The 15,094-nt window shown below is 63.2% G+C and carries 11 protein-coding genes and 2 pseudogenes; 3 read left to right on the top strand and 10 right to left on the bottom strand.

The window, feature by feature from the left end:
* Positions 1-27: 27 nt before the first annotated feature.
* The 3 genes from M3I56_RS12765 to M3I56_RS12755 all read right to left on the bottom strand — a co-directional run bounded on the left by M3I56_RS12765 (position 28) and on the right by M3I56_RS12755 (position 4,226).
* Positions 28-1,215, bottom strand: a complete 1,188-nt coding sequence (locus M3I56_RS12765; RefSeq protein ID WP_254354236.1) for a porin — start codon at positions 1,213-1,215, stop codon at positions 28-30.
* 107 nt (positions 1,216-1,322) lie between these two features.
* Positions 1,323-2,654, bottom strand: coding sequence for an MFS transporter (locus M3I56_RS12760; RefSeq protein ID WP_254354235.1), 1,332 nt, complete (start codon positions 2,652-2,654; stop codon positions 1,323-1,325).
* 501 nt (positions 2,655-3,155) lie between these two features.
* Positions 3,156-4,226, bottom strand: coding sequence for a hypothetical protein (locus tag M3I56_RS12755; protein ID WP_254354234.1), 1,071 nt, complete (start codon positions 4,224-4,226; stop codon positions 3,156-3,158).
* 567 nt (positions 4,227-4,793) lie between these two features.
* On the opposite strand from M3I56_RS12755, the gene M3I56_RS12750 reads away from it, so the two are divergent.
* A complete protein-coding gene (locus tag M3I56_RS12750; RefSeq protein ID WP_254354233.1) occupies positions 4,794-6,797 on the top strand; it encodes a glycosyltransferase family 39 protein in 2,004 nt (667 codons plus the stop codon).
* Between the two features lie 68 nt (positions 6,798-6,865).
* Here the strand turns inward: M3I56_RS12750 and M3I56_RS12745 are convergent.
* Together M3I56_RS12745 and M3I56_RS12740 are read right to left on the bottom strand one after the other, a co-directional pair.
* Positions 6,866-7,784: pseudogene (locus M3I56_RS12745) on the bottom strand (LysR family transcriptional regulator).
* A 334-nt stretch (positions 7,785-8,118) separates the two neighbouring features.
* Positions 8,119-8,562, bottom strand: a complete 444-nt coding sequence (locus M3I56_RS12740; RefSeq protein ID WP_254354232.1) for a hypothetical protein — start codon at positions 8,560-8,562, stop codon at positions 8,119-8,121.
* A gap of 123 nt (positions 8,563-8,685) precedes the next feature.
* Here M3I56_RS12740 and M3I56_RS12735 point away from each other — a divergent pair, with 123 nt between their 5' ends.
* The gene (locus M3I56_RS12735) at positions 8,686-8,973 is read left to right on the top strand and encodes an SDR family oxidoreductase (protein ID WP_375541721.1); all 288 of its coding nucleotides are present in this window, start codon (positions 8,686-8,688) and stop codon (positions 8,971-8,973) included.
* Between the two features lie 373 nt (positions 8,974-9,346).
* Here the strand turns inward: M3I56_RS12735 and M3I56_RS12730 are convergent, their stop codons facing one another.
* From M3I56_RS12730 to M3I56_RS12715, 4 genes are all read right to left on the bottom strand, one after another.
* Positions 9,347-9,688, bottom strand: a complete 342-nt coding sequence (locus M3I56_RS12730; RefSeq protein WP_254354231.1) for an MAPEG family protein — start codon at positions 9,686-9,688, stop codon at positions 9,347-9,349.
* Between the two features lie 75 nt (positions 9,689-9,763).
* Complete coding sequence (locus tag M3I56_RS12725; protein WP_254354230.1) at positions 9,764-11,488, bottom strand: cytochrome c biogenesis protein DipZ; 1,725 nt, start codon at positions 11,486-11,488, stop codon at positions 9,764-9,766.
* A 171-nt stretch (positions 11,489-11,659) separates the two neighbouring features.
* Positions 11,660-12,418, bottom strand: coding sequence for an alpha/beta fold hydrolase (locus M3I56_RS12720; protein WP_254354229.1), 759 nt, complete (start codon positions 12,416-12,418; stop codon positions 11,660-11,662).
* 78 nt (positions 12,419-12,496) lie between these two features.
* Positions 12,497-12,814: a putative quinol monooxygenase gene (locus M3I56_RS12715; protein WP_254354228.1), complete on the bottom strand. Its 318-nt coding sequence runs from the start codon at positions 12,812-12,814 to the stop codon at positions 12,497-12,499.
* Between the two features lie 108 nt (positions 12,815-12,922).
* On the opposite strand from M3I56_RS12715, the gene M3I56_RS12710 reads away from it, so the two are divergent.
* A complete protein-coding gene (locus M3I56_RS12710) occupies positions 12,923-13,882 on the top strand; it encodes a GlxA family transcriptional regulator (protein WP_254354227.1) in 960 nt (319 codons plus the stop codon).
* A 307-nt stretch (positions 13,883-14,189) separates the two neighbouring features.
* Here M3I56_RS12710 and M3I56_RS12705 read toward each other — a convergent pair.
* A pseudogene (locus tag M3I56_RS12705) lies at positions 14,190-15,086 on the bottom strand (NRAMP family divalent metal transporter); the annotation flags it as partial.
* Between the last annotated feature and the right edge of the window lie 8 nt (positions 15,087-15,094).

Here is a 15,094-nt window from a genome sequence, read left to right as displayed (position 1 = left end):
TTTCGCTTGTAGCATGTGAAAGCACGCTCAGAACTTCGTGCGGATGCCCGTGAACACGTCGACCTGACGATTCGTGGACGACGCGCCGCCCGCATACGCGATCGCCGCGATCCGGCTGTAAGACGAACCCACGCGCGTCGATGCGTCGCCCGCCGCGAGCTGATACGTGCCCGAGAGATAGACGTCCGTACGCTTCGAGAGCGCGTAGTCCACGCCAAGCGTGAACTGATGCCACTTCGGCTTGAGCGTCGCGCGGCCCGTGCCCGGCAGGCCGTTCGCGCGGCCGTCCGTGAACGTGTACACGCCGATCAGCGTCGTGGCCGGCGTGAGCAGGTAGCGCAGGTTCGCGTCGTAGTTGTTGAACTTGCGCGTGGAACCGTCGTTGTAGTTGAGTTCCGTGTGGCTGAACGCGAAGCCCGCAATCGCACTGCCGATCTTGTAGTTCGTGCCGGCCACCGCGATCTGCTGACGGGCCACGCCGCCGTTGAGGTTGTAGAAGAATCCGCCGCTGTAGTCGTCGCCGCTCGTGCTCGATGCGCCGCCGATCGCGCCGCTCGTGTTGGCCGTCGTGTTCGGATGATCGAGCAGCACGTAGCCGCCGCCGATCGAGAGCGGCCCGTTCACGTAGTTCGCAGCGATGCCCCATGCCCGATTGTTGCCGAAACCTTGCCCGGCCGAGCCGCTCGCCTGGTTGCTGAACGCGTACATGCCGTCGACGGTGAAGCCCGCGATGGTTTCGCTGCGGAACTTCACCGCGTTGTTGATACGGAAGGTCTGGTTCAGGTTGTCGTTGTCGCCCACGTGCGTGGACGGCGACCACGTGCCCGGACCTGCGTATTGCGCGACCAGATCCGCGAGCGGCTCATACTGGCGGCCGAGCGTGAACGTGCCGACGCCGCTCTTCGCAATGCCCACGAACGCGCTGCGGCCGAACAGACGCCCGCCTTGCGCGGCCGTGCCGTCGCTGGGCTTGAAACCGCCTTCGAGCGTGAACACCGCGCTCAGGCCGCCGCCGAGATCCTCGTTGCCTTTCAGGCCCCAGCGGCTGCCGCTCAAGCGGCCGCTCGTCAGCTGGAACGCCGAGCCGCCCTTGATGTTGTTGACGTAGCCGATACCGGCGTCGACGAGACCATACAACGTGACGGAGCTTTGGGCCTGCGCCACGACGGGTGCGACGGACAAAAGCCCGGCCGCTGCGAAAAGTGCTTTTTTCATACAGGTGATCTGTCTGGTTTTAATATTTACAGGACTACTACGGATTCCGGCTTGAGGGGATCAGCGGGAATGCTTCCATCGACACAACGAAGGTCGATTCGGTGGAATTACGGGGCGTTGCTGTACTCGCGCGCCTGCGGCTGCGTCGAAGCACCGTCGAGGCGAATCGGCTCGACCTTGCCCAGCAGGAACAGATAGTTGACGATCGCCACGCCGATCAGCGCCGACGACACTACGAGCGCGGGCACGAACGAACCCGTCGCGCCGACGATCGCGCCCGTAACGATCGGGCCAACCACGCCGCCGATGTTCGATACCGTGTTCTGCACGCCCGCTACCATCGACACGGCGTTGCGCGGCGCGACGTCGGCCGGCAGCGCCCAGACCTGCGAAGCTGCCACGGTCGTGCCCGACTTCGCGATGCACAGGAGCAGCACCGCAACGGCGGCCGAATCGGCGAACGCGGCGAAGCCAATGCTCGATGCCATCAGCAAGCCGATCACGAGAAAGAGCTTGCGCGTGGCGGTGAGCGAAAGCTTGCCCGAGGCGAACACGCGATCCGACGCCCAGCCCGCGAAAATCTCGACCACGATCGAGACGAGCAGCGGCAGCGACGCCATCCAGCCCATTTCCATCATCGTCATGCCACGCGCCTTCACGAGATACGTGGGCAGCCAGGTAATGAAGAAGTACGAGTTGTAGTTGATCATGAAGAAGCCGATACACATCGCCCAGATGTTGCGATGCGCGAGCAGCTTGCGCAGCGGTGGCCTCGCCTCCCTGTCGCTGCGCTGGGCCAGTGAATCGCTCTCGATGTGCGCGAGTTCCTCGGGATTAACCCGCTTGTGATCGCGCGGCGAATCACTGAACGTGAACTGCCACACCACGTACCAGATCAGACCGAGCAAACCGGTGAGCGCGAACGTGATCTTCCAGTCGAACGCCGTAAGCATCGCGGCGATGAGCGGCAGCGCGATCGCGCCACCGAGCTTCGAACCGCTGTCGAAAATGCCCGCGACCGTCGCGCGCTCGCTGCGCGGAAACCACTTCGACGCAATGCCCGCGTTGCTCGGATACGCGCCCGCCTCGCCTACGCCAAGCGCCACGCGCAACGCGACGAGCGACTTGAAACCGTTCGCGACGCCCGTGGCCGCCGTCGCCAGCGACCACCAAAGCACGGCGAAACCCAGCACTTTCTTCTGGCCCAAACGATCGGCGAGAAAACCCGCGGGCAGTTGCAGCAGCGCGTACGACCAGAAGAACGCCGACATGACGACACCCATTTCGACCGCGCTCAGATGGAATTGCGACTGGATGCGCGGCGCCGCCGCCGACAACACCGTGCGGTCGATGTAGTTGATCGCGATCGCCGCCCACATGAGGCCGGCAACCCACCAGCGAATCCTGGAACGGCTTCGCACGTTGGGGGCCAGATTCATCTCGTGTCTCCTGTTCTATTAATAATGGTCGCTTCCGGCCGCGCCGGGCTGGAGCGCGGTTTTGCTCACTCCAATGTTACCGTTTACTGTAACCGGTAACATTGGGCGCAATCGTAGTATGCGCGGCAGAGAAATGCCAGCGTCTTTTCCTTGGGGTAAGTGCGGATACCCACCTTTCAATTCGCAAACAGTGCCTGGGTTGGCGGGCTTGAAGCAGCGCAGGACTGGCAACCGGCATTTCCAGTCCAGGGAGATAAAAGGCTTCTGGTCCCACGACGCCCGATCCAGCAAACGTGAATTGCACAACTTGCTGTGGCCGGAACAGGCTGATTGATATCTACAGACCTCGCGCGCCATGAACCCAGAACGCGGCGTCGATTTGTCCGTGTAAATGGTAGGAGTCTTAACTAATGTGGCCCTGCCCTCAGCGCGCCTCGAATCTGTGGATGCTTTCAGATCCAGGCGCGCCGTTGACCTCGTGACAAGTATTCGAGTTCTAGCCTAGCCGCCGCCCCGGACACGTTCCCAACCGTGCCTCACAGCCGTCTTGAAGCGCTCCCATCCGCTTTCCGGATATCGCGATTCCCAGTTCGCGCGCGCACTCGCCTCCACGCCCTGCCAGTCGGCCCCGCGAAACCGCTCGTCGCGTCCGAGTGTAGCTCCATGTGAGTAGGCACGTCGATACTCGTCGTATGACGCACCCGTATTCGCATAATGTGCGTCGTAGTCCTTTCTAAATTCGTTGTCGTACGGCTGTTGGTCGTCGTGCTGACTGCCGAGTCCCGGGTCGCCCATGAAGCCCGTCCCCGATGGACGCTGGGCGTTTGACGCAGCGGCGTTGCCGTCGTGCGCTTGCGCAGTGTGCGCCTTGACGCCGGCATCAGGATTCGTGCGCGCGAACCCGGCTTCAGACGCGCCCGCGGCGTGCGGCTGCTTCTCCACGCCAGCGGTCGCACCGCGCCCTGCAGGGGTGCCCGTGGAAGGCGTCGGCCGCGCGGCCGATGCGGCCCGCGTGTCGCCTTGCCATCCGTGTGTGGCTTCGTGCGGCCTGGCGCGTTCGCCAGTCATGGCACTGCCCGGATGCGCCGCAGGTTCCTGACCTTGCACCTTCGCAGAACCAGTACGCCACGCGTTGGCGCGCTCCTCGATGTCGGCAGCGCCCATGCGGAGCATCGTTTCAATCGCCTGATCGACTTGCGATTCAGAAACATCGGCGCTGATTACCGTGCCACCGCGACGGAGGAACTCCCTGTAATCCTCCGCATCCGCTGGATACGCTCCTTTCGTGAAGATGCGCGCGAACAACTGCTCCAGTCGATCGAAGACTTTCTTGTGGTGGTGCGTATCGATAGCGCCCTGTAAATAGACACGTGGCCCCTTTTCGCGGGGAGCATCAACCGATATCGAGTAGATGGCAATATCCGCTTGCGCTATCCCAGCCTCGCCCAGTGCGCGCTGCGCCGAACACGCATTCGTGTAACTGTCGTACACGCCTAACACGGTTGGCCTCATGACTTTCCCCTCCGCAATTGGCGGGCGGCGTCCTCGCCGCCGTATCGGCGCAAGGCGCAATCCGCATGCCCATCTCCGTCGCAAAGGCCGCAGTGGCGATAAGGACCTGGCAATGAATCGAGCGCTTAACTCGCTGTCGTATCCCCCGAAGTGCGCGAAGGCCGGTACGTCCGCTATAGGCGCGTCACATAGTACGCTGATTGCCACGGCAGTCGCCCAGCCCACCACGGTGCCATCGAAACGCGCTCGAGTGAGACTGCGACCACCTTTTCGGTGTCGCTTCCGCGTGCGAAACCGTAACGTGGCCGTTCAAGCCCGGATATCCGGCGCTCCCGGTCAACCACCAGTTCGAAGGCGTGCACAACGCACTGATGCTGCCGATTCGCTATTGCCGATGCCGCGCCCGTCTCGCCCACCCGCACACGGCGTTATGCAACAGTGGAGCGCTGCTCTCCCCGCGCCACTTCCCGCCGCTCGCGCCAGGAAACGCACCTTTCAAGTACGCTACATTCATCTGTACTGTTTGGTAATAATCCGCACATACAATCGTGTTCGTGACAGCTGTCCCGTCGACGGCTATAACGAAACGTGCTGACCAGATAGTCGCGCACCGGGAGCAGAGGTTCCATGCAGGAAAGCAAAGATGACGCCGGCGTCGCGGAAGTTGGCATCGAACAGGTTTCCGTCTCCGATGGCGTGGCGCAGTTCGACGTGCCGCACCTTTGGGATCTGACCACGGGCAGCCAGCCGGCGGCGCCCGTCATTCCGTTGCCCCCGGAAGTACCGGGTACCCGCAAAGGCTTGCGGGCATTGGCGACTTCACGATTGTTCGTCGGGTTGCTTGCGCTCGCGCTCGTTTGCGCGTGGCTCCTGCCCGGCACGCTTGGCCACGATCCGTGGAAGCAGGACGAAACCTACACCTTCGGCATCATTGAACACATGCTCGACACCGGCGATCTGGTCGTCCCGACCAACGCCGGTCAGCCCTTCATGGAAAAGCCGCCCATCTACGATTGGGTGGCAGCCTCACTCGCCTGGATGTTCGGCCGGTTTCTCCCGCTGCACGACGCGGCCCGTCTCGCGAGCGTCGTATTCGCAGCGCTCACGCTTGCCTGCACGGCACGTCTCGCCCGGCGCGCTACCGGCGCCGTGCGCTGGACCGACCTGCGAGTGCCCGGAATGCTCGCGCTCTTCGCCAGCACGCTGGTGGTCGTCAAGCATGTCCACGACATGATGACGGACGTCGCGCTGATGGCCGGCGCTGCGCTGGCATTCTGCGCGCTTTACGAACTTGTCTGCGCTCATTTGCAGATGGGCGGCGGGTTGCATCGTTATCCTAATGGAGACTGCAACGCTGCACCTGCATGGCCTGATTCCACAGCTTCACAGCAAGCGACCAGCGATTGCCAGAACACCCGCACGCAAGGCCCCGCTGCCCGGCATGCCGCGGCACTGTTCGGCGTCGGCGTTGGCATCGCCTTTTTGGCAAAGGGTCTGTTCGTGCCGCTGGTGTTCGGTGCGACTATCTGCGCGGCGATGCTGCTTTACCCTGCGTGCCGCAGCAGCTGTTTTGCGCGGTCACTGGCACGCTCGGCGCTGTACTTCGCTCCGTTCGCGCTGATCTGGCCGCTTTGCCTCTATCTGCGCTCCGAAACGCTGTTCAGGATCTGGCTGTGGGACAACAACATCGGCCGCTTCTTTGGCTTTTCGGTAGCGCAACTTGGCTCGGAAAACGTCGGGCACCTGTTTGTGCTGCGCACGGCGTTGACAGTCGGCTTTCCGGTCGTCCCGCTCGCCCTCGTGGCACTTGCGGGCGGCGCATGGCGACGTCTACGCGAACCCGAAGTTGCGCTGCCGGTGCTGTTTTCGGGGATCGGCTTCGCGGTACTGCAGGCATCGGCGACAGTGCGAGAACTCTACATCTTGCCGTTCATCGCCCCGCTCTCCCTGCTGGCCATGCAGGGAGTCCGCTATCTGCCGCAGCGGGTGCACCTCGCGTGGGACATGACGAGCCGTATCGTGTTCGGCTCGTTCGTGGTGCTGGCATGGGCGGTATGGTGGACGATGACGGCCTCCCCCGACACCCATGGTGTCCTGCATTTGCTTGGCCGTTGGCTGCCGCTCGAATGGGTGCTGCCAATTCAGCCGAAGCTGATCATCGCGGCGCTCGCCCTCACGCTCGGGTGGGTAATGCTGCTGCCCCTGCTCAGGTCAGCGGGCAATTGGCGCGGCGCATTCAGCTGGTGCCTGGGCGCCATCGTCGCGTGGGGGCTCGTCGGCACGCTGCTGCTCCCCTGGCTCGACGTCGCGAAGAGCTACCGCGCACCGTTCGAGGATCTGCGTGCCAAACTGAACAGCACCTGGAAAGCCGGCGACTGCATGGCGAGCAGCGGGCTGGGCGAATCCGAGGCGCCCATGCTCTACTACTTCGCCGGTGTCATGCACGTGCCCACCACGGACACTCAGGCCACGTCCTGCACCTGGCTTATCGAACAGGGTCGACCTACGCAGGCACAGGTGCCCGCCGGAGGCTGGCGACTGTACTGGGAGGGCAGCCGTCCGGGCGACAACGACGAGGTGCTACGCGTCTATGTGCGCATGGCGACAACGACGGATCCAGATCGACTTTAACCGACCGCATTTCGCAAAAGCGATCGCTCCAGTCGCCGAAGCCTCGATTGACTCGATACGCGCTCTAGTCAAAGGTTGAATTGCACGGCGAGCGCGTCGACTACGCCACGGACCCGCGCCGTGCGCGCGAGGTCCGCGTGCAATACCCTCCACGCCTCATACGGCGAATGCCTTCGCCGGTTCGGCCAGATCCGTACAAGCTCCGGATATCGCTGCGCCATATACGTCGGCAATTCACCCAGTGCAAGACCGGCCCGCACGAATGCCCCTAGCATCAGGCTGGAATCCAGCTCCGCGACGACACGTCCCTGCGCTCTCGACTCACCGACGAGTGAGTCCTGCTGACGCTTCGTGACCCCGGGGCAGGTAGACCGCAAGGTCGTGTCCTGCGAATTCGCCGCCCGGCTTAGGCTCGCCTCTTCGCGCGACATAGCTGCGCGATGCGTAAAGCCCAACCTCCCAGCGTCCTAGTCGCCGCACGATCAAGCCCTGCTGTTGCGGCCGTTCCGTGTGGATGGCGATGTCGGCCTCGCGGCGCGAAAGATCGAGCAGACGCGGGGTCGTGCTCAGAAGCACCCGGATACCGGGATGTCGTGTCTGGAGCCGCTCGATCGCCGGGATGACGAAATCGATGGCCAGGGTATCGGTCGTCGTGACGCGTACTTCCCCTTCCACGCGCTCGTCGGTGCCCTCGCTGCGGCGCTCGAACGACACCGCGAGGCGCTCCATTTCCATGGCGGTTTCCAGCACCTGCTCGCCGCTCACGGTCAGCACGAAGCCATCGGTGGCGCGCAGGAACAAGTGGCTGCCGAGCGCGCCTTCGAGGCCTCCGAGCCGGCGCCCGACTGTGGTCTGATCGATGCCCAGATGCTGCGCGGCTCCGCTCAGGGTGGCCCGACCGATGCACGCCCAAAAAGATTCGAACGTCGTCCCAGTTGATGTCGAGCAATACCGTGCATTTTCACATGAAGCTCGACTCTCTAGCATGGCGGCTTCCACTGCCATAACCGCATGCCCTCTGGCGGCGTGCAACGAAGCGCACTTCATGCTTTTCGCGCTGCTCGCGGTGGCGGCGTGCATCTCGCCGCGGCTGGGGGGGCGAGTGTATCGAGTGAGATTCGGGCGAATAGAGTCGGATGCCTCCCTGAGCGCGGTAGGCGGACATACTGCCTGCACGTTTGCTCTCAATATCGATGTCGTTGCCGATCGTCGCGCCAACCGTCATCGGCCTGGACACAGACACTCGCGGCAAAGCCCCTGCATGATCAACCGTGCCGGCGTGACAGCGCGTCACTTTGGTGGCTTCGACAGCTTCCTGAGCTCACGTCGGCCAGGTCCTGCCTGGACGATAGCCATCGGCAACTTCCATCGCGTTCAGGCCGAGCGCCTGGGCGACCTCCTTCTTCGTGGCGAACCGGGCGGTAACGTGAAATTTCGTGGTGCTCTGGCGCATTCGCCCGATACCATAGGCACCCTTCTCGTTTTCCTTGATGATGATGTCCGCGGGATGCGCCGCCTCCCCACGGAAGTCTGCCGACTCAAAATCGATATGCTGACGATTTTTGATGTTGGTTTCGGCAGTTTCGTCGAGATCGTAGGCCACTAACCAGGCATTACCGGAAATTGCCTGCCCTGGCCGATAGGATTGTTCAAGGTCAAACACCCACAGCGCTGACCCGTTATGCGACATGAGCTTTTCCTCCACCGCGGTGGGTGCGTGCTGTTTGGGAATCCAGCGAAACAAGCTCCACTTTTTTGCCGGCATGAAAGTCTCCACGAGTGTTGTCGGACTCAAAGCATCTGTCGCGACCGGGTATCAGGTGCTTATTACAACAGTTCGCTAGCCGGTTTATTCCGTGCCTCATGCGGCGGCTCATAGCCGGATGGCATTCGGCGGGTATCGCGAACCCTTGCGCTAGAGGCGATAGGGCACGGAATCAGAGTGAACGCTGTCGGCTCCGGCGACGTACTCACGAATATCCTCAACACCCTGGCGGCGGATGAAAATGGCGTCGCCGCTCTGGCCGCTCACGGGGAGAGCGCGCCTATCGGGCGCGCAGCCGATCCAAAAGAAATTGCGGAAGTTGTGCTGTTTCTTGCCTCAGCGCGAGCCAGCTTCATGGTTGGATCGGTCGTGATGGCAGACGGCGGGATGAGCGTGAAGGTCGGTTCATAGCGTAGACGTCGTAGAAAGGGGAAACGGCGAACGGCGGATTCGGGGCGGCCTCTCGCCTTCTCCTTAACATGCGCAGCCGGGACGATCGTCACGTTCAGCCATGGGGCGCTGGCCGGCCATGACCTGCCGTTCGCCACCTCCGTCACGTGGTCATTCGAGCGGCGGCCACGCTCAAACAGCGGACCTTCACCGTCGGATGGCACGAGGCCAGTCATCTGCCTTTGCCGACGCTCACGTGTCGGCGGGAGCGGGGGGCGCCGCTTCAGGTGCATGATGTCCTCTCTTCTTCGAACAAACGACACGACACGACACGGCCGGAGGGCTAACGGCCAGCGAGCAATGCGATACAGAGGGCCACTCCGAACGCGTAGGTTCACAACGCCCCGATAGCACGGGCCGGATTGGGCTTCGACATGGTGTGCCAGGCAAGTAGCGAAGCCACCAGGAGCAAGCGGCAGGCCGTTGCACCTGCCATGCACCCGAGCTGCCAGTGCGGCGGATTCTGAGAGCCGAAATACAGAAATAGCACCGCAAGGAACGGCGCGTACTCGGCGGTCTTGCCGTGAGCGCGAACCAGTTTGGTTAGCAGCCGGTCAGGTTCAGGCGCATAGCCGCTCAGCGGCCCGACGCGAGAGCGAGTGACCGTGATGGTGAGTCCAGGTACGAACAGAAGCAAACCGAGGACACAGGTGCAAGCCAGTGCGATGCTGTTCATTCCATACTCCTTGCGTGACAGTCGAAATCAGTGTGAAGGTGGGACAGGAGGCCCTTCTCGTGCCAAAGGTGGGACTCAGCCGAACGTAAACGCGTAAGCCAGCACGCCAGGCTCAAGGAACGTGATTTCGAAGGTGCGTTCGCTGTCGCCGTTTGCCTGCCGCACGAGCTGGTAAAGGCGCTGTCCGGTGATCGTGCCGTAACCATCCGCATCGATGTCCGTGCCCCGGTCAGCGCCCGGCGCCTTGCCGTCGATCAGCACGCGAAAGCGCACCGGATGCCCGCCGCGGCCGGGCCCCAGCACCAGATGCAAGTCGCGGCCATGGAAGCGATAAACAATGCGTCCGTCAGGGCTGTCAAGCCGGGCGCTTTCGTCGCCCACCAACCAGCGGCCGTCGAGCGCCCACTGGTTGGCCGTCAGGGTCTGGGGCGCGTGATACGTGGCAGTCTCGTCCTGCGCCACCGGGCCACCGGCGAAGTTCTGTGCGCGTGCGTAGCCGACGTAGGTTTCCGGCGAGCGATTGGCATCGCCGGAGCCGGCGGCGGCCTGTGCGCCCTGCGCGACCGGTTGCACGTAACCGCCGGGCAGGTCCGTCTGGCCGGCCTCGGCGAGCAGCCGGCGAATCACGTCCTCGCTTTGCTTGTAGTCGCCTTCGCCAAAGTGGTGGTGACGAATATGCCCCTGCGGGTCGACGAAGTAATGCGCGGGCCAGTACTCGTTGCTGAAGGCCTTCCAGATGGTGTAACCGTTGTCGATTGCGACCGGGTAGCCTACGCCAAGGTCCTTCACGGCGTGGGCGACGTTGCCCGGATCCTTCTCGAACGCGAACTCGGGCGCGTGCACGCCGATCACCACCAGGCCGTAATCCCTATACTTGTCAGCCCAGCCTCGCACGTACGGCAGCGAACGGACGCAGTTGATGCACGAGTAGGTCCAGAAATCGACCAATACCACCTTGCCGCGCAGCGACTGCGCCGTGAGCGGTGGGCTGTTGAGCCATTGGGTGGCGCCATCGAGTGCGGGCAAATCGCCTTCCACCGGCAACGTATCGCCGGCCTTCACGGCGAGCTGCACGAGAGGCGCGGGACGCACCGCGTCAATCAGCTTCTGTTCGACGCCCCCCGTGCTGGCCAGCGACACGCGTGTCAGCAGTCCGGTATCCAGCCCCAGCGCGATGGTGGCCACACCCGCCAGCACCAGCATGCCCAGGGCGCGACGCACCCATTCTCCAGCGCCCAGCGAGCGCTTCATCACGGCGAAGACGCGCCCGCCAATCAGCAGCGCCAGCGCGAGCGAGGTCGCCGCGCCCGTCGCGTAGGCGAGCAGCAACAACGTTGTCCGTACGCTGGCGCCTTTGAGGGCCGCGCCCGTGAGCAGCAACCCCAGAATCGGGCCCGCACAAGGCGCCCAAAGCAGCCCCGTGGCCACACCCAGCCCAGCCGCCGAGAGTACCGAATCGCCCTGGCGCCCGGCGTGTTCGGTGAGCTTGTTGCCAAGCACTACGAACGGACGGGTGATCCGTTCGGCGACACGCTCCGAGAGCAAGGTCAGGCCAAGCACGGCGAGCGCCGCCAGGGCGGCGAAGCGGCCATACTGGTTGGCGCGCACGGCCCAGCCGCCGCCGACGGCAGCCAGCGTGGCGACCACGGCAAAGGTTAGCGCCATGCCCACCAGCATTGGCAGTCCATTGCGCGCGAACGGGCGGTCTGCCCGCGAAAATACGAAAGGCAGCACCGGCAGGATGCACGGACTGAGGATGGTCAGTGCACCGCCGAGGTAGGCAAGAAGCAGTAATAGCATGGTGGCAACATCCGTGAAGGTTTACGGTTATGTCCCGATCTGAGTGGCGTACACGCGCAATTGCCGCGATTTGACAGCCAGCGTGGGTATCCGCGATGGGGCGGCCCGACTCGCGACAGTGCCGGCCGTCGGCGCCAAGCCGACAGGCGCCCCCATCGAGACGATTACCGGTCAGTTCGTCGACTTCGCCGCAGCCTCGATCACTCGCACGACCGCGGCCGGCTGAGAGATAAAGACAGCGTGGCTTGCGCTCACCTCGGTCACGTTGGCACCCGAGCGTTGATACATCCAGCGCTGAAGCTGTGGGCTCACCATATGATCCTGGGTGGTTAAAATCGCGTAGCTGGGCTTGGTTCGCCATGCCGCCACAGAGACCGGCGCCCCCAACGCTTTCTCGGCAAGTTGGTCCTGCGAGTCCGCCAGGAATTGAGCGTCCAGGGGCGAGACGTCCGCTGCAAAGTTCTCACGAAATTTCGCAGGCGGGAGGAAGAAAAACTTGTCCGGCGTCGCCCGCATGGCATCGTTGGGCGCGGCAAACTTCTGCAACAGCTGACCGCTGGCTTCGCCGACGTCGGGTTGTAGTGCGGCCACATAGACGAGCGAGCTGACCTTCGGATCGGCACCGGCCTCCGTGATCACGGAGCCACCGTAGCTGTGGCCGACCAGCACCACCGGGCCCTGCTGCTGATCGATAACGCGCTTAGCGGTATCGACGTCTTCGGCGAGGCCCGTGAGCGGCTCTTGTACGATCGTCACGTGGTAACCATCCTTGACCAGGAGGTCGTGGACGGCCCGCCAGCCGGAGCCATCCACCAGTGCGCCGTGGACAATGACAACATCTTTCGCAGCCGCCTTTGCCTCAGCGTGAGCCATCGTGGCGCCAAACGCAATCAGGGCGGCAATCGTCAGTTTGTTTCGTAATACGAACATTTTGTACTCCAAAATTGTTAGCAGTATCCCGTCGTTTCGTGCAATCGCGCTTGACGGGTGAGACTTGATCGGTGATAGCTAACCGTGAATCACGGCAGCCATGTTCTTCATGGCCAGAACGTCGATCGGCTCGACAGACGGAGGGCTGGCCAGCATCTCGTCGGCCCGCGCCATCAGGGCGCCGGCCATACTCCCGTGCAGGTGTGCCTGGCGGTCCTCTTCGCTCGCAAAGGCGTCAAAGACGCCGAACGTCGTCGGTGACAGCCTGAGGGCGAACCAGATCGGCGTGGTCGCCTCCCGATTCGTCAGTTCCAGGCCGGCGTCGAGGAAGTCTGCTACCGCCTGCTCCTTTCCCGGCTTGGCTTCGAGTCGTACGAATAGTGCTTTCTTGATCATCTTTGCTCTCCTGTTCCGCGTGATCCATTCACTCGGTGAGCCACACTTTACAAACGGAGCGCCAGGGAGAATACTGTCTCGATCGACAATTTTGGTATCGATTCTGCCATGCGAATTTTTGTCCTGGCACTCGAGGGGGTGTTCGACACTGGCCTCGCCACGGTGCTCGACGCCTTGACGACGGCCAACGAACTGGCGCGCGCGACTGGGATGGCCACGCCGGGCTTCGAAATCACCGTTGTGGGGATGCGGCCAGAGGTGCGCACTGCGCTTGGGCTACAGGTGCCCGTGCGCGACATGGCAGACGCCCCCGCCCCGGACTGGGTCGTCGTGCCGGCGCTCAACAGGACGACGACAGACCTGCTCGTGCCGTCGCTCGGCCGGGCTGATGTGGTCGATGCGCTGGACGCATTGCGCTTGTGGCACCGTGCCGGCGCCCGTCTGGGCGCCGCCTGCACGGGCACGTTCGTGCTGGCCGAAAGCGGCCTGCTCGACGGGGGCGAAGCCACCACCACCTGGTGGCTCTCACCGGTGTTCCGGCAGCGTTACCCCGACGTGCACCTCGATGTGCATCGCATCGTCGTTCCCAGCGGCGACACGGTGACGGCGGGGGCCGCTCTGAGCCATCTCGACCTGGCGCTCTGGTTGATCCGCAACAACAGCCCGGAGCTTGCGGCGCTCGTGGGCAAGTACCTCGTATTCGATTCGCGGCCGTCGCAGTCTGCCTTTGCGATCTCCGATCATCTGGCCCATTCGGACCCGCTCGTCGAGCGTTTCGACCGCTGGGTGCGTGAACACCTCGACACGGCCATCGCGCTCGACAACGCCGCCGAAGTATTGGCGACCAGCAAGCGAACGTTGACGCGACGCCTAAACGAGGTGCTCGGTAAAACGCCCGTCGAATACATACAGGATCTGCGGGTCGAGCGGGCCGTCCATCTGCTGAAGACGAGCAAGCTTAGCGTAGATCGCATCGCCGAGCAGGTCGGCTACGCGGACGGCGTGACGCTGCGCACGCTGCTGCGACGGCGGATAGGTAAGGGGATCCGTGAGTTGCGGGCGTCGTGAATCTTATCGGCTATTGGAGTATGGCGGTGGCCGTGCGCGACAGGTCCCACGGGAGGATTTGCCAACGGAGGCGGAGGTGCGAATGACGGCTTCACCCTGCAAACGGCTGCCATTCCGACGTGAGCAGGTAAGACCGCTTCGGGTTGCGAGGTGCCTCCGGCTTTGCTTGTCAGCGTTCATACGCCAATCCGTGCTGCCACCGATCGGCGACCAAGGTGCGGCCCCATCGCTAACGCGTATTTGCGATAGGGCTGCGCGCAGGTCTACCGCCCCATGCTTCACCGTGCCTGCGCTCTGCTTCATTGAACGGACACCCGTCCAACAGCTCCGCGCAAAAGGACATCATCGCGACCTCGCCAACCATCACGAACACGATGCCGATCCACAGGTCAGCCCGTTCATAGCGAATGAAACGCGGCGTAATGCGTTTGTCGACCACGTAACTCTGCTGGAAGAACAACTGCCACGGGGCGACCGTCGTCCCGACGATGCCGATCACGAGCAGCATGACGTCGGAGAGCTTCGAGTGAGCGGGCCAACCCGGAACAAGGAGGTCACGCGTCACCTGCCCGACCGGCGGGTGGATCGACACCAGTACCGGCACCAGCAGCAGACTCAGCACGCACAGCACCATCGCGAAGCGTTCGAAACGCCAGAAGCTTCCCGTGCTTACCGCTGCCATCGTCAGCGCCGCGGCAATGCATACGCCGGCGAGCCTCGAAAAGCCGAAGAAGTCGAGCACGAACGTGATGCCGATGAACTCGGTAACGATCGTCAGTGCGTTCAGGAGAAACAGATCAATGATGCTGAACGCGCCCCAGAACCACCCAAAGCGCTCGAAAATCAGGCGCGCGTGCCCCACGCCGCTCACGGCGCCCAGTCGCAGCACCATTTCCTGATTCACGTAGAGTACCGGCACGAGCAGCAGGAGTGTCCACAACAGCGTGGTGCCGTAGTTCTGTCCGGCCTCCGTATACGTGGCAAATGCACCTGCATCGTTGCCGCCCACCATCACGATGACGCCCGGGCCGAGAATGGCAAGGAGCGTACGCAGACGCGCCCACCAATGGGTACGGGGCGCTACGTCGTGGCGCGCGATGGTGCCCAACGCACCGGTTATATCGCCAAGATGTGCTTCGTCGAGGACCGCGCTGCGCTCCAGCACGCCGCCGGCCGACGATGAGCTTTCCGTCTGGATTGACATGCTGTTTC

It is taken from the genome of Paraburkholderia sp. CNPSo 3281 (assembly GCF_024206515.1).
In the GTDB taxonomy this organism is placed as follows: Bacteria; Pseudomonadota; Gammaproteobacteria; order Burkholderiales; family Burkholderiaceae; genus Paraburkholderia; species Paraburkholderia nodosa.
The sequence above is the reverse complement of the archived record's forward strand: the minus strand, read 5'-3'. Positions and strand labels throughout refer to the sequence as shown.

Coding starts and splice junctions, on each gene's coding strand:
- M3I56_RS12765 (WP_254354236.1), bottom strand. CDS start 1,215: ATGAAAAAAGCACTTTTCGCAGCGGCCGGGCTTTTGTCCGTCGCACCC.
- M3I56_RS12760 (WP_254354235.1), bottom strand. CDS start 2,654: ATGAATCTGGCCCCCAACGTGCGAAGCCGTTCCAGGATTCGCTGGTGG.
- M3I56_RS12750 (WP_254354233.1), top strand. CDS start 4,794: ATGCAGGAAAGCAAAGATGACGCCGGCGTCGCGGAAGTTGGCATCGAA.
- M3I56_RS12740 (WP_254354232.1), bottom strand. CDS start 8,562: ATGCCGGCAAAAAAGTGGAGCTTGTTTCGCTGGATTCCCAAACAGCAC.
- M3I56_RS12730 (WP_254354231.1), bottom strand. CDS start 9,688: ATGAACAGCATCGCACTGGCTTGCACCTGTGTCCTCGGTTTGCTTCTG.
- M3I56_RS12725 (WP_254354230.1), bottom strand. CDS start 11,488: ATGCTATTACTGCTTCTTGCCTACCTCGGCGGTGCACTGACCATCCTC.
- M3I56_RS12720 (WP_254354229.1), bottom strand. CDS start 12,418: ATGTTCGTATTACGAAACAAACTGACGATTGCCGCCCTGATTGCGTTT.
- M3I56_RS12715 (WP_254354228.1), bottom strand. CDS start 12,814: ATGATCAAGAAAGCACTATTCGTACGACTCGAAGCCAAGCCGGGAAAG.
- M3I56_RS12710 (WP_254354227.1), top strand. CDS start 12,923: ATGCGAATTTTTGTCCTGGCACTCGAGGGGGTGTTCGACACTGGCCTC.